This window comes from Bacteroides sp. (genome assembly GCA_036351255.1).
Taxonomy (GTDB): Bacteria; Bacteroidota; Bacteroidia; order Bacteroidales; family UBA7960; genus UBA7960.
Map to the genome: position 1 here is coordinate 1 of JAZBOS010000141.1, position 22161 is coordinate 22161.

At 50.5% G+C, this 22161-nt stretch carries 18 protein-coding genes; 7 read left to right on the forward strand and 11 right to left on the reverse strand.

Annotated elements, in window-relative coordinates; genetic code table 11:
* The 4 genes from V2I46_13730 to V2I46_13745 form a co-directional block, all read right to left on the reverse strand.
* A partial coding sequence (locus V2I46_13730) for a hypothetical protein (GenBank protein ID MEE4178561.1) occupies window positions 1–425 on the reverse strand: 425 nt, incomplete at its 3' end.
* A 496-nt stretch (window positions 426–921) separates the two neighbouring features.
* Window positions 922–2067, reverse strand: a complete 1146-nt coding sequence (locus V2I46_13735; protein ID MEE4178562.1) for a SusE domain-containing protein — start codon at window positions 2065–2067, stop codon at window positions 922–924.
* A gap of 19 nt (window positions 2068–2086) precedes the next feature.
* Entirely contained in the window at window positions 2087–3667 is a 1581-nt protein-coding gene (locus tag V2I46_13740) for a RagB/SusD family nutrient uptake outer membrane protein (GenBank protein ID MEE4178563.1), read from the reverse strand.
* A gap of 23 nt (window positions 3668–3690) precedes the next feature.
* Complete coding sequence (locus tag V2I46_13745; GenBank protein MEE4178564.1) at window positions 3691–6702, reverse strand: SusC/RagA family TonB-linked outer membrane protein; 3012 nt, start codon at window positions 6700–6702, stop codon at window positions 3691–3693.
* 204 nt (window positions 6703–6906) lie between these two features.
* On the opposite strand from V2I46_13745, the gene V2I46_13750 reads away from it, so the two are divergent.
* Window positions 6907–7917 (forward strand): LacI family DNA-binding transcriptional regulator, encoded by a 1011-nt coding sequence (locus V2I46_13750; GenBank protein MEE4178565.1) that lies wholly within the window; start codon window positions 6907–6909, stop codon window positions 7915–7917.
* Between the two features lie 162 nt (window positions 7918–8079).
* Here V2I46_13750 and gpmI read toward each other — a convergent pair whose 3' ends face one another.
* The 4 genes from gpmI to V2I46_13770 all read right to left on the reverse strand — a co-directional run bounded on the left by gpmI (window position 8080) and on the right by V2I46_13770 (window position 12488).
* On the reverse strand, window positions 8080–9603 hold the full coding sequence (gpmI, locus tag V2I46_13755) for a 2,3-bisphosphoglycerate-independent phosphoglycerate mutase (protein ID MEE4178566.1): 1524 nt from the start codon (window positions 9601–9603) through the stop codon (window positions 8080–8082).
* A gap of 133 nt (window positions 9604–9736) precedes the next feature.
* Entirely contained in the window at window positions 9737–11008 is a 1272-nt protein-coding gene (locus V2I46_13760) for an ABC transporter permease (GenBank protein ID MEE4178567.1), read from the reverse strand.
* Window positions 11005–11751, reverse strand: a complete 747-nt coding sequence (locus V2I46_13765) for an ATP-binding cassette domain-containing protein (protein ID MEE4178568.1) — start codon at window positions 11749–11751, stop codon at window positions 11005–11007. Before V2I46_13765 ends, V2I46_13760 begins: the two co-directional genes overlap by 4 nt.
* Window positions 11748–12488, reverse strand: a complete 741-nt coding sequence (locus tag V2I46_13770; protein MEE4178569.1) for an ABC transporter permease — start codon at window positions 12486–12488, stop codon at window positions 11748–11750. The genes V2I46_13765 and V2I46_13770 overlap by 4 nt, the downstream gene beginning before the upstream one ends.
* 122 nt (window positions 12489–12610) lie before the next feature.
* On the opposite strand from V2I46_13770, the gene V2I46_13775 reads away from it, so the two are divergent.
* The 4 genes from V2I46_13775 (at window position 12611) to V2I46_13790 (ending at window position 16753) form a co-directional block, all read left to right on the forward strand.
* Window positions 12611–12790 carry a hypothetical protein gene (locus V2I46_13775; protein MEE4178570.1) on the forward strand — a complete coding sequence of 60 codons (180 nt, stop codon included), beginning with the start codon at window positions 12611–12613 and terminating at the stop codon, window positions 12788–12790.
* A complete protein-coding gene (locus V2I46_13780) occupies window positions 12753–13409 on the forward strand; it encodes a hypothetical protein (GenBank protein MEE4178571.1) in 657 nt (218 codons plus the stop codon). Before V2I46_13775 ends, V2I46_13780 begins: the two co-directional genes overlap by 38 nt.
* A 31-nt stretch (window positions 13410–13440) precedes the next feature.
* Window positions 13441–14541, forward strand: coding sequence for a mannose-1-phosphate guanylyltransferase (locus tag V2I46_13785; protein MEE4178572.1), 1101 nt, complete (start codon window positions 13441–13443; stop codon window positions 14539–14541).
* A gap of 61 nt (window positions 14542–14602) precedes the next feature.
* Window positions 14603–16753: a S46 family peptidase gene (locus V2I46_13790; GenBank protein ID MEE4178573.1), complete on the forward strand. Its 2151-nt coding sequence runs from the start codon at window positions 14603–14605 to the stop codon at window positions 16751–16753.
* Window positions 16754–17298: 545 nt separating this feature from the next.
* Here the strand turns inward: V2I46_13790 and V2I46_13795 are convergent.
* Window positions 17299–19422, reverse strand: coding sequence for a prolyl oligopeptidase family serine peptidase (locus V2I46_13795; protein ID MEE4178574.1), 2124 nt, complete (start codon window positions 19420–19422; stop codon window positions 17299–17301).
* Window positions 19423–19540: 118 nt separating this feature from the next.
* Here V2I46_13795 and V2I46_13800 point away from each other — a divergent pair, with 118 nt between their 5' ends.
* Together V2I46_13800 and V2I46_13805 are read left to right on the forward strand one after the other, a co-directional pair.
* The gene (locus tag V2I46_13800) at window positions 19541–20452 is read left to right on the forward strand and encodes a hypothetical protein (protein MEE4178575.1); all 912 of its coding nucleotides are present in this window, start codon (window positions 19541–19543) and stop codon (window positions 20450–20452) included.
* 14 nt (window positions 20453–20466) lie between these two features.
* Window positions 20467–21057 carry a DUF2179 domain-containing protein gene (locus V2I46_13805; GenBank protein ID MEE4178576.1) on the forward strand — a complete coding sequence of 197 codons (591 nt, stop codon included), beginning with the start codon at window positions 20467–20469 and terminating at the stop codon, window positions 21055–21057.
* Between the two features lie 46 nt (window positions 21058–21103).
* Here the strand turns inward: V2I46_13805 and V2I46_13810 are convergent, their stop codons facing one another.
* Window positions 21104–21580 (reverse strand): biopolymer transporter ExbD, encoded by a 477-nt coding sequence (locus V2I46_13810; GenBank protein ID MEE4178577.1) that lies wholly within the window; start codon window positions 21578–21580, stop codon window positions 21104–21106.
* Window positions 21580–22158 (reverse strand): biopolymer transporter ExbD, encoded by a 579-nt coding sequence (locus tag V2I46_13815; GenBank protein ID MEE4178578.1) that lies wholly within the window; start codon window positions 22156–22158, stop codon window positions 21580–21582. The genes V2I46_13810 and V2I46_13815 overlap by 1 nt, the downstream gene beginning before the upstream one ends.
* Window positions 22159–22161 lie beyond the last annotated feature (3 nt).

Consider the following 22161-nt stretch of genomic DNA (forward strand, 5'->3'; position numbering starts at 1 on the left):
AGCTGGTCAATGGAACGATACATATGGAGGTAGTCCACGTTTTCCTTAAACTTGATGCCCAGGGCGGTCAGGGTGTTCACCATCATCAGGTGCCCGTAACGGGTCAATTCAGCCTGATCGCGGTGCGACATAATGATCACTGCATCCACTCCTGCGGCCCTTGCCTGTTCCCTGATCTGCCCGACCTGCACGGTGATAGGTGCACCGGGATAATGCCTAGCTTCAAAGGTATGGGTCTTGATATAGGGCTTGTCGGGAAGCTTCTCGCCCGGGAAATAGATTTTGACCTCACGGTTGTGGCGGGGCGTCGGGAATTCCTTAATCCTGTATGGGTCGCTGGTGAAGGGATAGTTTGTCATACAGCCGGTAAAGACAAACAGCACGGCTAACAGCAAGAATAGCTTGGGGGTCTTTTCATGATTCATGATGGCTGGTTTTTGGTTACAGCATGATAAATTAAATCCCACAAATACCAAGCCACAATATACTTAAAATCAGATTTTTTTTTGCGCTTTTTGCTTCCGGATTGGCCAAAACGCCAGGGGGATGCCTGAAGATGAATTAACCGGGGGCGAAAGCGATAGCAGGCGCTGTTTCCTATTCAGGAAATCAAAACAAAATCAACCCCCATTTCCCTTTTAGCCCCTTTCCCTATTGGATTTGGTTTCCAAACAAAGGGGGGGAAAGGGCCATGCTAATCCATACCTGGTTCAGGGTTTAGACGGTGTTTATACGGTTTAAACCGTATAAACACCGTCTAAACACCGGTTAAACTCCGAACCTGGTCCTTTCCGGCAAGGGTTTTGGTAAAGGCAAATCTTTAAGAAATCGAATGGTTGACAAGGTTAAAAAAAGAAGCTGTCCCTGGAAAAGAGACAGCTTCCTTTTGCCGGAATGCACCGGCGGAATGATCTGAAGGGGTTACTGCGCCGTAACCGTATAGGTCAGGTTGCTCAGGTTCACTTCAATCTTATAGGTTCCGGTAACATCGGGGGCCGGGATGGCAGGCGGGTCGGGAACGCTTTCGGTTTCACGGAACACCAGTTGTCCTCCTTCAGCGGTTCCCTCAACGTTGGTGCCATACTGTGGCGCCCACTGTCCGAGGACCTCAATAAACTTGAAGAACATGTCTTCGCCTGCCGTCAGTGTGGTGGTGATGCTAAACATCCCCGGGGCGTCCTTGGTCATGGCAAGGGCACCTGTATTGTCCCAGCCGGCTTCAGTGGCACTACCCAGCAGATAGAGTTCTTCGGTCACCTTCACGATGCTGTAAGTCAGGTTAGCTGTGTCGGCAGTCACCCGGTAATCGCCAATTTCAAGATCGGTGATCATGATGGGGTTTGGGTCGGGATCGTCTTCAGTTGGCCTGAGGATCAGTTCGCCTTCGGTGGAAGTGCCGCCCGGAACTGCGCCCCATTGCGGTGCCCATTGACCCAGCACGGAAATGAACTTCACCATATCGCCATCTTCGTGCAGATGGGCTACCAGTGAAAATACACCCTCCTCAATGTAATACATCTCAAGAGCAGCTGTATTATCCCAGCCGGCTTCTGTGCCACTACCAAGCATATAGATGGGCTTGGCCCCGGGAATCACCGCTTCGTAAGTGGTGAAGGTAATGGAGATGGGGTCTGAGAAGGCATAGGTGGCTTCCGACTGGCGGGTCAGGTACGAAAAAACCCGATACTCGAGGGTGACTTCCGTATTGGGGGCAAATTCCATCCCGAGGATACGACTGTTCACTGCGCCCTGGGTCGTCTCGTAAGCGAGTCCATCGGTGTCGATCAAGTCGCGTGGGTTGGCAAAGTTGTTGCCGGCCACATCCATCTGGAGAATGTAGTTTGCATCGGCAACGAAGTCGGCCTCGTAATTAGCTGCTGACCAGGTGATGCTGATCACATCCCCAGCTGTCTCCTGGGTGAGCACCAGGCTCGCCCCGGTTGTGGGAGAGGTAATCTGCGGGCTTACGGTCTTGGATAGATCCATGGTCATAAGCTCTTCTTCCTCGCAGGAGTGAAACAGGAACACTCCGAATATGAGCGTGAGAATGATTGCTATTCTTTTCATATGCTAGTTGTTTTTAATTTTAATAACCTTGGTTCTGTTCCAGGTTGGGGTTGGCGTTGATATCGGCTGCAGGGATGGGGAAGATGTTGTATTTGGCATCCACATCCAAACCATCCTTGGAATTGCCTTTCCACGCCCATACATAACCGGTGGCTCCGGCAAATTTCCCGAAGCGGATCAGGTCAGTGCGGCGATGGCCTTCCCAGAACAGTTCTCGGGCGCGTTCATCGAGAATGAAGTTCAGGTTGATCTCGCTGATGTTGCCATTGGAATTACCCCAGGCTCTTTCGCGCAGATCGTTGATATACCCGATGGCAGTTCCCAGGTCACCACCGGTACCCCCGCGCAGCAAAGCTTCGGCATACATCAGGTATACATCACCCAGGCGGAACATCGGAAAGTCTGTGTCAACGAATTCAAGGCTCGTACCTGCAGTACCATCACGCTTCAGGTTATTAAACTTGGTGGTGGCATAACCATTGGTGAAATCACCCAGGTTCTCGATCTCGAGGGTCTGCCCATCACTGAAGAACAGGCGACGGGGATCGTTGGCATTGTAAAGATTCACTATTTGCTGGGTAGTCCGCGTACCACCCCAGCCTCCATCAATACCATATTCCAGCGGAACCATGGCACCACCGGTACCGGCTTTGATGATAAAGGTGGTGCCACCGTAAGTGCGGGTGTTAATGCCATGGTAAGGCACCCGGAAGATAATCTCGTTGGTGCTCAGGAAGTTGTCGGCATTGAACAGATACTGGAATTCGGGCTCAAGGGTATAACCAGCGTTAATGATCTCCTTGCAATAGGTGATACACTCGGTATATTTGGGCTGGCCAATATATACTTCAGCGTTCAGGTAGAGTTTGGCAAGGAGCATCCAGGCGGCGGCGCGGTCGGCACGGCCGTAGTAATTGTCAGAACGTGGTTCTGCCATCAGAGGGATGATCTCCAGCAGTTCGCTTTCAATATAGCTGTAGAGGTCGGGACGCATGATCTGCTCGGGCAGGAAGGCGCCAACGGCATCTTCTTCGGTCACAAAAGGCACATTGCCAAATACGTCGAGGGCATGCCAGTAGCTCAGGGCACGCAGGAAGCGGGCTTCTGCACGGTAAGCTTCCACTTCGGCACGAAGGGCTCCTGTCACCCCACGCTCGTCCAGTTTGGCATCAGTGGTCTCACGGATGTATTCATTAGCTGCTGCGATTTGGTAAAACACCCTGTAATAGAAGGCAGCAACAAAGACGTCGGTAGAAGTCCACGACTGGTAAACGAAGTCTTTAATGGTTTGGTCGTCCCAGCCAATGACTGCTTCATCGGTCGAGAGCACCTGGTGGTACCAGAAACCGCGGAGATACTGACCAAAACCCTCGTCAATACCCGAAATGTCGGCGTTGCCAGCAGGGCCTTCCTGTCCTGAAACGGCCAGACCAGCATAAAGCTTGGCCAGGATCTGCTGGTAGGCGCCCGGCTCGTTGAAAACATCGGCAGCGGTAATCTCCCGGTCATCCAGGGGAACCGTATCGAGGTCCTTCAGACAGGAGGAAAAGATGAACAGGAATCCTGCCAGTATGGAGAAAAGAATTGTTGTCTTTTTCATAATTTTTTGTTCTTTAAGGATTGCTAAAACTGAAGGTTAACGCTCAGTACAAAAATCCTGGGACGCGGATAGATATTGTTGTCAATACCGTTTCCAAGCTCCGGATCAAGTCCTTCATACTTCGTGATCATAAAGGGATTCTGGACAATACCCGATACGCTCAGATTGGTTTTGCTATCAAAGAGTTTCTCGAAAAGATAGCTGAGGGTAATGTGGTCCATTTTGAAAAATGAACCATCCTGAACGTAATAGTCCGAAAGATACTGTGCGTTGTTAAAACCAACAGTAAAAGCATCACGGTGAATGTTACTGAGATAAGGACCTTCTGCACGGTAGATCTTATTCAGCCAGCCGTTATCCGAGCTGATGTTGTTGTAAATGAAGTTGCCAATGTTGGCGCGGCCGGCGAATGCCAGGCTCCAGTTTTGGTACTGGAAGTCAGAAGTGATACCCAGGTAATAGGTGGGTGCGGCCCGCTTGTAACGGTAAAGGTCATCTTCGGTGATTTCGCCGTCCTCGTCGCGGTCGACGTAAACCCCTTCAATGGGGTTACCATCCTGGTCATATACCTGTTCCCAGACGAAGAAGGAATAGGGTGCGTATCCAACGGTGTGGACCTGAACATTATTACCCACACCCCCTGCGATGCCGCCGACCTGAACACCCAGGAACTCGGGATTGTCAACAGCAGTAAGTTTGGTGATCTTGGTTTCGTTCCAGGTAGCGTTCAGCCCAAGTAACCAGTTGATGTCGCGGCTAACCACAGGCCGGGTAAAGATACTGAATTCAACCCCGCGGTTCTCCATGTTTCCGATGTTGGTCAGGATACGGTTAGTCAGGTTGGTGCCGGCAGGTACATTGATTTCGTTGATCAGGTCGCGGGTTTCACGGAAATATACATCGATGGATCCATAGTAGCGGTGACCTTCAAAGGCATAATCAAGCCCCGCATTGTAAGTCGTGGTCTCTTCCCATTTCAGGTTGCGGTCATAACCTTCCGCACGCCATGTGGGTACGAAGTTACCTGGTGCTCCAAACTGGTAGAAAGCGCCCTGGACACTGGACGTATAACGGGCAAGGTAAGGATAATCACCCTGTCCAAGGTTTTCCTGACCCGTGATTCCGTAGCCCGCACGGAATTTCAGTTCTGACAAAAAGTTGACGTTCGCCATGAAAGGCTCTTCCAGGACTTTCCAGGCTAGGGCCACTGAGGGGAACCAGCCTGAACGGGTTTCGGGCGAGAACCTGCTGGAACGGTCGTTACGCATGGTGAAAGTCACCAGGTAACGGTTCAGCAACGAGTAATTCAAGCGACCGAAGAATGACAGCAACACTTGTTCTGACTCATAGGGAATGTCGGGAACGATCACCCTTAGGCTGTCGGTGTTGTGACCATTTTGGAAGGCCAGGTTATTGGGGATGTTGGTGCCAAAGTTGGAACCATTGTTCCAGAAACGCTGGTAGGAATAACCGGCGGTAGCATCCACGCGGCTGCTGATGCCCTCAATGTCTTTTACATAGTTCAGGTAAAAGTCAAACAACTGGTTGGACCGATCCTGCCAGTATTCTCCCTGGTAGCCGCCCGACACATAACTCCAGGCAGCATAATCGGGGGTGAAGTCTGTTCCCTCGGACGTAGAGTAATCATAGGCCACGTTGAGGTTAGCCCTGAGGTCAGGAAGGAAATGAAATTTATAGTCTGCCTGGAAATTGGTCAGGACGCGATTCACTGTAGAAGTGTTTTCCCTGAGTTCCAGGTTAGCCACCGGGTTGGTGGTAGCCACCGGTTTTGGGATCCCGCCTTCCTGCCAGGCAAAGAACCCACCGAAAGGACTTCCATCTACCCTGACTGGCTGTGTGGGGTCGAATTGATTGGCAGCGCCAATAACGCCTTGCTCGGCGAAGAAGTTGGTAAGGTAAACGCCACGGGCGTTGAAGTTGATTTTCAGGTGATCATCCAGCAAGCTGGGAGAAAGGTTAACGGCCCCGGATATACGCTGGAGGTTGTCGGTCTTGATGACCCCGTCCTGTGCGTTATAACCAATGGTTACCCGGTAAGGCAGGGTCTTGTATGATCCTGAAGCGGTAATGTTATGGTCGTGGGCAAAGGCATCCTGGTAGATCAGGCTGGGCCAGTCGGTGGAGGCATCCCCCATCAGGCTTAAAACGTTTGGACGATCAGCATAAAACGTATTGACTTGGTTGCGGAATTCTTCAGCGCTCAGGAAGTCGGCAACCTTGGTGTTCATCGAGAGGGAGAAAGTCCCATTGTAGGATAAGGTAAGGGGAGCGCCTTCTTTACCTTTTTTGGTGGTGATGAGGATAACCCCGTTGGAAGCCCTCGAACCGTAGATGGCGGTGGCAGAAGCATCCTTGAGGACGGTGAACGACTCAATGTCATCCGGGTTGATGGTAGCCAGGGGGTTGCGCAAGCCAGGTACGCCTGCGTTTTCAATGGGAACCCCATCGATCACGATCAGGGGGTCATTGCTGGCTGACAGGGAAGAACCTCCCCTGACACGGATCTGGGCGCCTTCACCAGGCGCACCGCCTGGCATGGTGATCTGTACACCGGGGATCTTGCCGGCAAGCAACTCCGAAGGCGAAGTGATCTTCCCCTTGTTGAAGTCGCGGGTGTCAACGACCGAGACCGCACCGGTGGCATCCTCACGGCGTTGTACCCCATAACCAATGATCACAAATTCTGAAAGGGTTTCTACATCCAAACCCATTTCAAAGTTCAGGGTTACAGTTTGGCCTGCTACCACCGTCACCTCGCGGGTGACAGGTTCAAAGCCTATGTAGCTGGCAACCACTGTGTACTGGCCTGCTCCAACCGTGATGGTGTATTGACCATCCAGGTCAGTGATCGCTCCAGTGGTGGTTCCCTGGATAACAACGTTAGCACCAGGCAGCGTTTCTTGGGTCTGACGATCCCTTACAACGCCTCTTATGGTGCCCGTTTGACCGAAAGTGCTTAGCGCACTGAATAGCGCGATCAGCACCGGCACGAACAGTCTTAAAAATTTTGTCATACTTCAAACAGATTTGCGTTAGTTTATTGGAAGTTTGTGAACAAAGATAAAAAATTCAGATAGAATTAACATGTTTTTTTGGTTGAGGCTCAACAATTTGCATAATTATTTTTCGCAATCGATTGCGGAAACGTTTGCATTACACAACCAGATGCATATCTTTGTTTCAATAATTACCTGAAAACGGCTCTGCCTCTCCCTTTCATGAAACCAAACATCACATCCATCAACGATATCGCCAGGGCTTTGGGGGTTTCCGCCTCTACCGTTTCCAGGGCCCTGAAAGACCATCCCGATATCAGCGAGGAGACCCGTCGCCGGGTGCAGGAATTTGCCCGCAGCGTAAATTACCGGCCCAATGCCCTGGCCCTCGGCTTGAAACAGCAACGGTCCTATACCCTGGGGATTATCATTCCCGAAATCGTCCACCATTTCTTTTCCTCCATCATCAGCGGCATTGAAGATGTGGCTTACGGCAAAGGATACCGCCTGATGATCTGCCAGTCGAATGAAGAGTTTGAACGCGAGCGGATAAACCTCCAGGCCTTGCTCGACCACCGGGTAGATGGCCTCCTGGTGTCGATGAGCAAGAATACGTTTCAATACGACCACTTTGAGGACACGGTGGCTCAGGGCATTCCTATGGTCTTTTTCGACCGGGTGTGCAAACAAATTGAGACCGACCGGGTGGTAACCGATGACTTCCAGGGGGCACATTTAATCACCACCCACCTCATCCGCAATGGACACCGCAGGATCCTTCACCTGGCAGCACCCCAACACCTGGCCATTGGCCGCAAAAGATTGCAGGGCTATACTGAGGCCCTTTCCGACCATAATATCCCTGTTGATCCCTTGCTGATCCTTCAATGTGATACCCCTGCCCAGGTTCATGCGGTCAAGGAACAGATTCTTCGGCTGGCTCCTAAGATCGATGGTGTCTTTGCCGTAAACGACTTTTCCGCCATCGCAGTCATGCAACTCTTGCAGGAGAATGGTTACCAAATCCCCGAACAGATTTCGGTGGCAGGTTTTGGCGACGATCCCATTGCCCTCATTGCCCGCCCCAAACTGACCACCGTCGAACAGAAAGGCTATGCCATGGGCCGGGAGGCTGTGCAGATGCTGATTAACCGCCTGGAGCATCCCGACCTGGCGGGTGAATTCCAGACCAAAATTTTCGCCGCAACCTTAAAGCTGAGGGACTCGGCCTGAGCGAAGTTGTGAGAAGGTAGAGAATGAAGTGAACGAAGAGAATGGGAGAAGTCTGGTCGTCTGGCAAGCTGATCCTGATAAAAAAAATAAAAAGCAGGCTGTAATTCCAATGCGGATTTACTGCCTGCTTTTGTTTGAGAGGCAAAAAAACAATCCCGGTGTTTATTCCACCAGCACTTTTCCACCCATTTCTTTCGGAATGGAAATACCCAGCATTTTGAGTACAGTAGGCGCCAGATCGGAGAGTCGTCCGGGCTGGATTTGCTTGTAGTCATCGCTGACAAGCCAGCAGGGAACGGGGTTGGTGGTATGGGCCGTATTGGGTGAGCCATCGGCGTTGATGGCAAAATCAGCATTGCCGTGATCGGCGGTAATGATAATGGAATAACCTTTTTCGCGCGCGGCTTCCACGGTTTCCTTCAGGCAACGGTCCACGGTTTCCACTGCTTCGGTGATGGCTTCCCTTACACCGGTATGCCCCACCATATCGGCATTGGCATAATTCAGGCAAATGAAGTCGAAGACATTGCGACGGATGGCTTCCACCACTTTATCCTTCACTTCAGGGGCGCTCATGGAGGGCTGCAAATCGTAAGTGGCCACCTTTGGCGAAGGCACCATGATGCGTTCTTCGCCCGGGAAATTCTCTTCACGGCCCCCATTGAAGAAGAATGTCACGTGGGGATACTTCTCGGTCTCAGCAATGCGCAGTTGCTGCTTTCCGCTGTCGGACAGCACCTCGCCCAGGGTGTTTTTCAATTCTTCCTTTTCGTAAATTATCCTGACCCCTTTAAACGACTCATCGTATTGTGTCATCGTGATGTAATGCAAGGGCATGGTCTTCATTCCAAATTCAGGCATATCCTTCTGGGTGAGCACTGTGGTAATCTCGCGCAAGCGATCCGTACGGAAATTGAAGCAAATGACCACGTCACCTTCAGCAAGGGTTGCCAATGGTTTGCCATCGGGCCCGGTAATTACCCTGGGCTTGATGAATTCATCGGTAACGCCTTCGTCATACGACGACTGGATGGCTTCAGCAGCACTGTTGTAATATTCACCCTTGCCATCGACCAGCATATCGTAAGCCAGTTTGATGCGCTCCCATCGTTTGTCGCGGTCCATCCCATAGTAGCGTCCACTCACCGAGGCCACTTTCCCGGCTGTTTTTTCCAGGTATTCGTCCAGTTCTTCCACAAACCCCAGGCCACTGCGGGGATCCGTATCGCGGCCATCGGTCAGGGCGTGGATATACATCTCCTTGAAACCCTTCTCTTTCGCCACATCGCAGAACCCATAGAGGTGATCCATGGCAGAATGCACCCCGCCATTGGAAACCAGACCCACCAGGTGGATTTTCTTCCCATTGGCCATGGCATAATCAAAAGCTTCGTTGATGACGGGCTCTTTGTGGAAGGTACGCTCGCGGATAGCTTTGCTGATTTTCACCAGTTCCTGGTAGACCACACGGCCGGCACCAATGTTAAGGTGGCCCACCTCCGAATTGCCCATCTGCCCTTCGGGCAAACCCACATCTTCTCCTGAAGTGCGGATCAGGGTATGGGGCACCGTCTCCGTCAGGTGACGGGTAAATGGAACGTTCGCCTTTGATATTATATCGGCCTGGCTGTGGTCACCCTGACCCCAGCCATCCAGAATTACAAGTAAAACTTTCTTATTTGACATTTTTATGTTTTTAATTCGTTGTTTATGCATTCAACATCCAGGCCTAATGACCGGATGATTTGACAAAAGAAACCCTCGCTGAAAAGAAAATCCGTTCATCACTCACCTCTCATCTCTCACCTCTCACCTCTCCTTAACCCGTGCTCCTGATGGCTTCCACCGGGTCGAGGCGTGAGGCGGTCCAGGCGGGGACAAATCCCGACACCAGCCCTATAATAGCAGAAACATTCAGCCCCAGCAAAATGTTTCCCAGGGTGAGGTTAAAATCCATATTGGCCAGGCCGGAAATGGCAGCGGTAGCCCCAAAGGCGATCAGCAGCCCCACCGCCCCTCCGATCAGGCTTAGCACAATGGCCTCAAAAAGAAACTGAAGCAGGATAAAATATTTCTTGGCACCCAGTGCCTTCTGGATACCAATGATGCTGGTGCGTTCCCTGACCGATACAAACATGATGTTTGCAATGCCAAAACCACCCACAAGGATGGAGAATCCCCCAATGATCCACCCGGCCAGTGAAATGGCTGAAAAAATGCCTTCAGTCTGTTTGGTAAGCAGACTTGATTCATTGAGCGCGAAGTTGTCCTCTGCCAAAGGTTTCAATCGCCTTATTGCCCGCATCAAGCCCGTCAGGTCATCGATCATTTCCCCTGTGGTAAAGCCGGGTTTTGCTTTGGCCATGATCTGGGGGTTATAACGATCGGTGTTCACGTCAACAAACTGGTTCAGGTAAGCAATGGGTGTTAACACCCAGTTGTCGTGGCTATCGCCGAAGCTCCCGGTGCCCTCTTTTTTGAAGACACCTACCACTTCGGCATTCCTGCCATAAAACTTCACTTGTTTTCCAATAGGGTCAAGGTCCGGGAAGATGGCTTCGGCAATTTGCGATCCAATGACCACTACATTGCGCCCGGCAGCAAACTCGGTAGGTGAAATAAAGCGCCCTTCGCTGATATCTACCAGCCTGACCTTGTCGTAGTCGAGGCTGGTTCCAACCAGTGCAACATTCTCTATGCTGTTGTTCTGGTATTCTATGGTGGTACCTGTTGAAGCAAGAAATGCAGCAGCGTCAACGGTAAAGGTACGCGTCTGAATCGCATCCAGCTCGCGGATTTGGGGAACGGGACGATTCATGAAACGCCACCACGGATAATCTTCTTCAAAGGTCCAGGGCCATTTCTGAATGTATACCACATCGTCTCCCAACGACTGGATGCTGTTCCTTACCTGGCGCTCCAGCCCATCGAGCACCGAAAACACCAGGATGATGGAAAAGATCCCTATGGTGATACCCAGCAAGGTGAGTATGGTCCGCAGTTTGTTGGCAATGATCGAATTCAATGCAAACCGGGCACTCTCTTTGATCAGCCGGGCTAATAGAATCGTGGATGCAGTTAATGTTTTCATTTTTTCAACGTTCGCATCAACTCTGATGCATAGACAAAGTCGTTAAGTTCCTTGTTATCAGTATTCAGTATTTCAAATCGGGTCCCTTCCCACCAAAGTTCGCCATTGTAAAGAAACGCCACCTTATCACCAATTTCCATTACCGAATTCATATCATGGGTATTGATCACGGTGGTTATATTAAATTCCAGGGTGATCTCACTAATCAGGTTGTCGATCACGATGGCAGTGCGGGGGTCTAAGCCCGAGTTGGGTTCGTCGCAGAACAGGAAGCTGGGGCTGTTGGAAATGGCCCTTGCAATGGCTACCCTTTTTTTCATCCCCCCGCTGAGTTCCGCAGGGTACAGATGGTTCACCTTCTCCAGGTTCACCCGCTTCAGGCAAAAGTTGGCACGTTCGAGCTTTTCCTCCAGGCTCATCTCGCTGAACATATTCAAGGGGAAGATGACATTCTCTTCAACAGTCAGAGAGTCAAACAAGGCCCCTCCCTGGAACAGCATCCCCAGTTGCTGCCGGATGATGCGCCGCTCGGCAAAATCCATCTTACATAAGTCGAGGTTGTCGAACATAATTCTTCCGCTGTCGCTTTCCAGCAGGCCAACCAGACATTTCATCAACACAGTCTTGCCCGAACCGCTTTGCCCGATGATCAGGTTTGTCTTGCCTTTCTCAAATTCTGTAGACACCCCTTTGAGCACAGGCACCCCCTCAAAACTCTTGGATATGTTTTCTACCTTGATCATACCAGTAATAATTGGGTTAAAATCAGGTTAAACAGGATGATGAAGATGCTGCTGGTAACCACTGCATTGGTGCTCGACTGACCTACTTCAAAAGCACCCCCTTTGGTGTAAAAGCCATAATACCCGGAAATCGTGGTAATAAGAATAGCAAAGACAATGGTTTTAATAACGGCATAGAAAATATCGTAAGGAGCAAACTCATACAGGATGCCATAGATGTAGTTGCTTACAGGCATTACATCCGTAAGCAAGGATACGGCCCAGCCCCCGAAGATCCCCAGGAACATGCTCAGGATGATCAGGATGGGGTTCATGATGACTGCGGCCACCAGCTTGGGCAGGATCAGGAATCCTGATGCATTCACCCCCATGATCTCAAGGGCGTCTATTTGCTCGGTGACGCGCATGGTGCCTATCTCTGAGGCCATGCGCGAACCCACCTTGCCCGCCAGGATCAGGCTGATAATGGTTGGGGCAAATTCCAGGATGATGGCCTGCCGGGTCGCAAAACCAATGGCATAACGGGGCAGCATTGGATGGTCGGTGTTGAAAGCTGTTTGAATGGTTACCACCGCCCCCATGAATATGGAGATGATCACGACAATACCCAGGCTTTGCAAGCCCAGGTTATCCATTTCGAGGATGATCTGCCTGCGGTATATCGATGCCTTCTCGGGCTTTTTAAAGATCTGGCCCATGAGTATCAGATACCGGCCCAGATGGTAGAAGAATTTCATGCACTTGGTTTCTGAAGACGCTAAATTACTTATATTTTGCGTTCCTGTTGTATAAAAATCTCCGGCTGCTTTTGCCAGCCCTTTAATTTTATTAATTTTGAACGCAATTAAAAAAAGAGATCATGGGCTCAAAGCGTATTAACCCCCATCTTTCCCTGGTGTTGGTTATTTTCTTTGCCAGTTTGCTGGTTTTCAGTTCCTGTATTTTCGGGCGCAAAAGCCGAAAGTGCGATTGCCCCACCTGGAGTTATGAATTACCCACTGGTGAAGAACCCGCCCCTGGAGATGCAGCCAGCGTATAAAGAGACCCTTGCCCGCTTTGTGCCCGTACAGGCCCTCGAAGAGGTCGTCCGGCTGATCGAATCCCATGGCATCCATATGAAAGTGCGACGCAGCAGGCTGAGTAAGCTTGGTGACTTCCGCCCCGCCCGCCAGGGACGCCCCCATCAGATTACCGTGAATGGGAACCTCAACATCTATGCCTTCCTGATGGTCTTTCTGCATGAGTTGGCTCATCTGCTGGTGTGGGAGCAACACGGGAAAGCCGTTAGCCCCCATGGAAAGCTCTGGAAGGATACCTTTGGATACTTGTTGCGCGACTTTATCCGTAAGGGATATTTCCACCCCAGCCTGGAAGAGGCCATGGTCGATTATTCTTTCCATGTGAAAGCCGCTGGCATGGGGTCGCCCGAGCTGCAGCGCCAGCTTCGCCTGTTCGACCCGGAACCTCTGTCGGAATCAAACCAGGTGTTTCTTGAGGAAGTCCCTGACCGCAGCCTGTTTGTTGCTGCCAACGGCCGTATGTTTCGCAAGGAAGATCAGCTTCGCAAACGATACCGTTGCCTCTGCCTGCGAAACAAACGAACCTATCTGTTCCACCCCATGGCACGGGTGACGCCCGTGGAAGAAAAAGTAGCTTAAACCTTTTATGAAAATAACAATCTAAACCATAATGAAACAACTTGACCATCATAATTATGCCGTGATTCTGGCGGGAGGTATCGGTGAGCGGTTCTGGCCCATGAGCCGTAACTACCGTCCCAAACAGTTTATCGACATCCTGGGAACAGGAAAGACGCTGATCCAGCAGACTTATGAGCGGTTCCTGGAGATCCTGCCCCGAGAGAATATTTTTGTGGTTACCAATGCTAAATTTCAGCACCTGGTCAGGGAACAGATACCCGAAATTAGGGAAGACCGGGTGATCTGCGAACCTACACGCAAAAACACAGCCCCCTGTATCGCCTATGCTGCCTGGAAGATCTTTTCAATCGATGAAAAGGCCCGCCTGGTAGTAGCGCCCTCCGACCATATCATCCTGAAAGAGCACGAGTTTGCCCGCATCATCCGGCAAGCCCTGCAGGCCGCTACTGAACACGAGTGGCTCTTTACCCTGGGCATCACGCCCAGCAGGCCCGACACCGGATACGGATATATACAGTACGTTCCCGGTGCTCCATTACCCGACTCCCAGTACCTGAAAAAAGTGAAGACCTTTACTGAAAAACCTTCCCTCGAACTGGCCGAATCTTTCCTGAAAAGCGGTGACTTCCTTTGGAACAGTGGCATATTCATCTGGTCGGCCAATGCCATTATCGAGGCCTTTGAAAAATACCAACCTGAGATAAGTTATGTCTTCCGTCAGGCCATAGGGAAATACAATACCCCCGATGAGATTTCCTATATGAGCGTGGCCTATGCAGCCTGCAAAAGTATTTCCATTGACTATGCCGTCATGGAAAAGGCCGACAACGTCTATGTCTTCGTGTCTGATTTCGGATGGTCAGACCTGGGCACCTGGGGTTCCCTTTACGATGTAAGGCCAAAGGATGGACAACAAAACGCCGTCATGGGAAAAAACGTCATCCTCTATGATGTCAGCAGTTCCATTGTCAATATCCCCGATGAAAAACTTGTCGTCCTGCAGGGTCTGGATGACTATATCGTGGCCGAGTCCGACAATGCCCTGCTTATCTGCCAGAAAGACAAGGAGCAGGAAATCCGCCGCTTTGTCAACGATATCCGCCTGAAAAAAGGAGAAGAATTTACATAGAAACCTGTTTTCCAATAACATAATTAATAATAATTTTCATTCACCAATTAACTTTTTATTCATGTTCAAGAAATTACTGATCATTTTGATGATTGCGGTGGTTTTTCCCGGCACCGCTTTGAAGGCTGACGAAGGCATGTGGCTTCCATACGTGCTCGACGACGCTCTTTTTGAAGAAATGCAGTCCCTGGGCTTTAACCTGAGCCGGGAGCAGCTTTTCAGTTTTACCGAATCCAGCCTGAAAGATGCTATCGTTAGCATTGGAGGCTGCACTGCTGAGATCATTTCCGACCAGGGTTTGTTGCTCACCAACCACCATTGTGGCTATGGCCGTGTCCAATCGCACAGCTCGGTGGGTAACGACTTGCTTCGCGACGGTTTTTGGGCTGCCAGTTTTGAAGATGAACTGGCCAACCCCGGAATGGTGGCTCGCTTCCTGGTCAGTGTGGAAGATGTAACGGCCCAGGTCAACGAAGTGCTGCGCGACGATATGACCGAAGCCCAGCGCAATATGGCCATCCGTTCCAAGAGCCAGGAAATGGAGAAAGCGGCCGTTGAGGGAACCCATTATACGGCTACCCTTCGCCCGATGTTTGCCGGAAACGAATTCTTTATGTTCGTATTCGAGACCTTTACTGATGTTCGCCTGGTGGGTGTACCCCCATCAAGCATTGGCGAATATGGTGGTGACACCGACAACTGGATGTGGCCACGCCATACCGGCGACTTCACCCTGTTCAGGGTGTACAGCGGCCCCGATGGCAAACCCGCCGATTACAGTACCGACAATGTCCCGCTCAAGCCCCGTCACCACTTGCCCGTGTCAATCAAAGGCATTGAGGAAGGCGACTTTGCCATGATCCTGGGATATCCCGGCAGCACCAGCCGTTATCTCACCTCGTATGGCATTGCCTTTAACCTCGATAATATGTATCCCGTTCGTATCGACATCCGCCGCCGCAAACTGGATATCATTGAGGAAGCCATGGCTCAGAACGACGAAAACCGCATTATGTATGCCTCACGCCAGGCCGGTATTGCCAATTACTGGAAAAACTTCATCGGAATGAACCGTGCCCTGAAACGCCTGAAGGTGGCCGACACCAAGCGCGAACAGGAAAATCAGTTTATGCAGTGGGTAAATGCCCATGCCAGCCGCAAGGCTGAATACGGCGACCTGATGAATGAATATGAAGCCATTTATTCGGGGATGCGCCAGTTTAACTCTCAGAATTACATCTATATGGAAGCCATGGCCTCGGGTCCCGCCAACTTCAGCCTGGCAGGCGCCTTCAATAACCTGCTCGAACTGCTCGAAGCCAAAGACAAGCAGGAAGAAACTGCTGCCATGATCGCAAGGCTGCGCTCTGGCGTTGACCGTACCTTCCGCAATTACAATGCCCGGGTGGAAGAAAAACTTTGGGCGGCCATGTTCGAAGAATATTACAAACGCATTCCCCGCGAGAACCTGCCCGAAGTGTTCCAGACCATTGAACGCAAATACAAGAACGACTTCAACCGTTATGCCGCGGATGTTTACAGCAAAAGTATCTTCGCCAGCCAGGAGAAACTCAATGCTTTCCTCGACAAGCCCAGTGCAAAGACCTTGAAGAAAGATCTGATGTTTCTTGCTGCTCAGTCGGTCAGCCAGCACTTCCAGCAAGCCAATAGCGGGCTTCAGGAATATAGCAGCCGTCTGGCACGCGCCGAACGACTTTACATCAAAGGTTTGCGCGAGATGAGTCCCGACGGGCTCTTCTATCCCGATGCCAACTCCACCATGCGCCTCACCTATGGCACCGTAGGCGGCTATTACCCGGCCGACGCCGTGTATTACTATCCCCAAACCACCCTGGAAGGGGTGATGGAAAAGGAAGACCCCACCAACCATGAGTTCATTGTCCCTGCTAAACTTAAGCTGCTTTATCAGGATAAGGATTATGGCCCTTACGGGGAAGATGGGGTTATGTATGTCAACTTCCTGTCGGATAACGACATTACCGGAGGGAACTCGGGCAGCCCCGTTATCAATGGCGACGGCCACCTTATCGGCCTGGCATTCGATGGCAACTGGGAAGCCATGAGTGGCGATATCCTCTTCGAACCCAAAACCCAGCGCACCATCAGCGTCGACATCCGCTATGTGCTCTTCGTCATTGAGAAATATGGCAACGCCAAACATCTTATCAATGAAATGACCATCGTCAGGTAATTCCTGATTGCTTTAAACAGGAAAGGCGGGGTGGTCAAAACCACCCCGCCTTTTTTCTTTTCCCACCACCCGGGCTTTTCTTATTTGGTTTTTCCTAACCGGGTTTTTATATCATTTATAGTTCTTGGAACAACGTTCCAAACCAGTTTTGATAGCAATAAATGGTTTAATAATTTTAAATTTTTCTCACATACATTTAGAATATATTTCTTCAAATTATAAATTATCGAATAAAAACGTTTTTTAATTTTAAAAAATTCATGGATCCTGATACCATGGTCGTATCATGCTCGTGCCCGGGTCGTGCCAGGCTTTGGTACACACGACCTTGGTAGGTCTGTGGCAGGTCTCACTTTGCGATATTACAACCTAATGGTCAGGAAAAGAATGATTTAAGGGTTTGAAAAGATTAATCAACAGGATGTGGTTCATCAACCAGGAAGCATTGGGGCAGATTGCAATAGGAACAAGCTTACCATAAGGGCATAAAAAAAGAGCCGTTCCGGAAACCTGACCGGAACGGCTCTCTTTCATATGCCATTAGGTTAATACTTCGGTTTTACGTCCATATTGTAGAACATAAACGAATAGATGTCGGTCAGTTCTTCTATGGTCTTGGACACGGGTTTCCCGGCGCCGTGTCCTGCCTGGGTTTCGATACGGATCAGCACAGGGTTATCGCCGGCCTGCTTGCGTTGCAGCTCGGCGATATATTTAAAGCTGTGTGCGGGCACAACGCGATCGTCGTGATCGGCCGTGGTCACCAGGGTGGCGGGATAATGCACGCCCTCGGGGATGCTGTGGAGGGGCGAATATTTATAGAGGTTGTGGAATTGTTCCTCATCCTCGCTGGTGCCGTAATCGGAGGCCCATGCCCAGCCAATGGTGAATTTGTGGTAACGCAGCATATCCATGACGCCAACGGCCGGGAAAGCCACCTTAAAGAGCTCAGGACGCTGGTTGGCCACGGCACCTACCAGCAAACCTCCATTGGAGCCGCCCTGGATGGCAAGCCGTTCGGAAGAAGTATAATTCTCGGCGATCAGGTATTCGGCAGCAGCGATGAAGTCGTCAAATACGTTTTGCTTTTTCAGCTTGGTGCCGGCTTCGTGCCAGGCCTCGCCATATTCGCCGCCCCCGCGAAGGTTGGCCACGGCATATACCCCGCCGTTCTCCAGGAGAATCAGGCGCGCCACACTGAAGCCGGGCGTCATGCTGGCGTTGAAGCCACCGTAGCCATAAAGCAGGGTGGGGTTCTTGCCATTGAGCTCAAGCCCCTTTTTGTGGGTGATGAACATCGGAATCATCGTGCCATCCTTGCTGGGGTAGAACACCTGCTTGGTTTCGTAAGCCTCGGGGTCGAAGTCGATATCGGGCTGGAAATAGACTTCGTAAGTATTGGCAGCGGCGTCGTACTTGTAAATGGTGGAGGGGAAGGTATAAGAGCTGAATGAGAAGAAGGCAGTCGATTCGTCCTTCTTGCCGCTGAAGCCGCCAAAGCTTCCCACGGTGGGGAGTTCCAGTTCGCCAATGCGCTGGCCTTCCATATCGTGGATGTAGACCTTGCTCTTCACGTCTTCAAGATATACGGCAAAGATCTTCCCATCGACCAGGGTGACCCTTTGCAGCAGGTGTTCGCTTTCGGGAATGATTACCTGCCAGTCAGCGGGATCGGACATTTTTGGATCGATCAGCACCAGGCGATACATGGGGGCACTGTGGTTGGTCAGCACCAAAAGTTTATCGCCAATATTGTCGACCACCCCGTTTTCGAAATCAAAGCCTTCGATGACCTTTATAAAGGCACTGTTGGGCTGGGTGTTGTCTTTCACGTAGATGGCATTTCCGCTGGTGCTCTCCGATTCTGAAAGGATCACGAAGCGTTCGTCTTCGGTGGTGCGAGCGCCATAATTACGTCTGGGGTGGTCAGGGCTGTTATAAATCAGTTGATCTTCTTCCTGCAGTGTTCCAAGCTTGTGGTAGAACACCTTCTGGAATTCGTTGGCGGCCTTAAGTTCGTCGCCGGCTTTGGGGGCATCGTAGCGACTGTAGTAGAAGCCGTCGTCTTGCCAGGAGATGCCAGAGAATTTCACCCACTGGATATGGTCATCCAGGTCTTCGCCCGTAGCAATATCGCGTACAAAGATCTCGTTCCAGTCCGAACCGCCTTTTGAGATGCCGTAGGCCAGGTATTGTGCATCACCAGAGATGCTAAGAGAGGTCAGGGCAATGGTGCCATCTTCCGACATGGTGTTGGGATCGAGCAATACCCTGGGCTCGCCATCAATTCCTTCGCGAACGTAAAGCACGCTTTGGTTCTGCATCCCGTCGTTCTTCGAAAAGAAATAATAATTCCCCTTCCAGAAAGGCGTGCTGAAACGCTCATAATCCCAGATCTCGGTCAGGCGTTCGTTAATTTTCTCGCGGAAAGGGATCTTCTCGAGATAACTAAAGGTGACCGCATTCTGAACTTCGACCCAGGCCTTGGTTTCGGGCGAGTTGTCGTCTTCCAGCCAGCGGAACGGATCGGCCACTTCTACACCAAAGTAGTCGTCGACCACATCGACCGTCATGGTTTCGGGATATTCAACCCGCGTTTTGCGCTGGCATGAGGATGCCAAAAGCATAATTAGTGAAAAACTCATAACAAATAAAAAACTTTTTTTCATGATGCATTGGATTAATGGTGATGGTTTAGTTTCCTGCGTAAAATTAAAAATATTTTAAAGGAATCGGTAACTTTGCCGCATTGCCGGAAGGCTTGTTAATCAAACTTTTTAAAAACCTATGGACAAAAAAATAAAAAGTTTATCTGTATATCAAAAAAACCTCGTATTAAAATCTTCTGGGGATGATGCCCTTCAGAGCGAGGAGTATCTGATCACCCAAAGCATTTATGAGCCAATGTTTGGCAAGCTGGCTGAAGAGACCCAGTACAATCCCGATGGGCAGGTTGAACAGGTCATGCGTTACGGCTATGACGACAAAGGCTTCTTAATCTCAGAAGAACTGCTGGATGGGGACGGCAATGTGCTAGAGAAGCGTAGTTTTGAGGCTGACGAACAAGGCCGCATCGCCCGCGAATTTATTCACTATGCTGACGACACGGCCGATCGTATTGAATATTCATACGACGAGCAGGACAGGGTGGTGAAAAAAGATCGTTTTGATGATGATGGTGATCCCGAAACGACCGAGCGTTTTGAGTTTGATGGCGACCGGATCATCCGCGAGTCGGTTACGGATGCCGATGGAGAGATTCTTTCCGAAACAGTGTATAAATACCGGGATGACGGGCAACTGGAAGAGATGTTGGTGAACAAACCGGAGGAGGAAACCTGGTTCCGTAAGGTATACCGCTACGATGAGGCGGGTGTCAGGGAAGCCGTTACCACCTATAACCAGGATGAGGAGCCTGTTGAACGGGTGGTCTTCGAGCACGACGAACAAGGGAGGCCCACCAAAGTCGTGGATGAGAACCGCCGGCAAAAAAACACCCTGCATATGGAATACAATGAACATGGCGAAATCGTTTTCCAGGAAGAGTATGACATGAACGGGGAGCTGGTCAACCGCATTGAAAGGACCTATGCTGCCGATGGGCTGTTGCTGGAAAGCCATGTGTTGGTGCGTAATTTCCAGCGCAATGTTTCGCGCAACTATACCTTGCGCAATGAGTATTCATTTTATGAGAGCTAATACCACCCAAGCAAATGGAAACAGCATTCTTTGAATCATTCTGGTGGTCCTGGGTCGTGCTGCCCCTGCTGATCTTTCTTTCGCGCATCATGGACCAGAGCATCGGCACCATGCGGCTGATCTTTGTATCGAAGGGTTACCGTCATATTGGCCCTATTCTGGGTTTCTTCGAGGTGATCATCTGGTTGCTGGCCGTCACCCAGGTGCTGAAGCACCTGACCAACCCGATGGCCTACATTGCCTATGGGGCAGGGTTTGCGATGGGCAACTATGTAGGCATCCGCCTGGAAGAAAAGATATCCATCGGCACGGTGCTGATCCGGATCATTCCCAAGAAGGATACTACCGACCTGTTGAATCATTTAAGGGAAATAGGTTTAGGGGTTACTTCTGTGGATGCCTTTGGCGCCAAAGGACCTGTTAATATACTCTTCACCATATTAAAGCGTAAGAGCATCCCCCAGGTCATTGAAGTGATTAACCAGTATAATCCCAATGCTTTTTATACCATCGAAGAAGTGAAGGCTGTGAAAGAAGGCTATTTCGGGATACAGCAAAAACGGCAGCTATTTAACTGGCGGTTGTTTGCGAAGAAGACCAAATAAAAAAAGCCGGCTTTCAGGCCGGCTTTTTTTATTGAGATTGAAAAAATTATTGTCTTCCAATAGCGACTTCGCCACGGGTGGCGGAATAGTTAATCTTCAAGGCGTTCACCTTTCTAAGTTCCTGTTTTACATCAGTCACAACACCCATTTTGGTATCGCGGTCCACTTTCAGTGAAGTGGTCATCAGCGGCCTTTCGGCTTCTGCACGGGCTTCCCTTTCAGAGGCAATGAATGATGCGATCTCGTTCACAGAGGCAAACGCATCATTGAGCTGGATACGGGGCTCGGTACCGAATACCTGTGTCTGGAGGGGGGGGCCGATGTAAATGAAACTGACCAGCGATTTCCGCTCTAGTTTCTGTACCTCGGTAGCCGGGGGCATCTGGGTACGGACAAAGAGGGTGGTCTCACGCATGGTGGTCGTTACCATAAAGAAGAACAGGAGCATAAAGATAATGTCGGGCAAAGATGCCGTGTTGATGGCCTGCGACTTGGACTTGGTATCTTTTTTAAATCTTGCCATTATCTGTCTCCTCCTATATCTTTAGGTTCGGCTTCAGAAATAGCCATAGGCACCGCTTCCCTGATTGCCTTGATCAGGTCCTCGTCAGTCAATTCATCGAATGGTTTCCCGAACTTCTCTTTCGAGAGGTCGTCCCTCAATTCGTTGATGGCCGCGGCGAGTTCGTTTTGTACAGCGATGTACATCTCGTAAGAGGTTCCCCGGTCATTCTGAAGCGAAATAACACCCCTGGAGACTTCTACCTCACCGAGGTTATCGATCTCCGTCATCCGTTTCTCAGGCATGTTGGGGTCATTATTTGGGTTTAACAAGAAATCCTTGGTTTGTTCCCGCAAAGTATTAATGTTTCCCGGTTGTCCTTCTACCAACAGGCGGTCCTGATAGTCGATCAGCACCACGAAAACGTTACGTTCCCGGATAGGAGGCGGTGGGGGAGCATTCGGGTCGATAGGCGGCGGCAATACCCTCAGAATTCCCGAGTCAACGTCCATGGTGGTAGTCACCAGGAAGAAGATCAGCAGGAGGAAGGCAATGTCGGCCATCGAACCGGCATTAATTTCGGGTCTCAATCTAGCCATAGA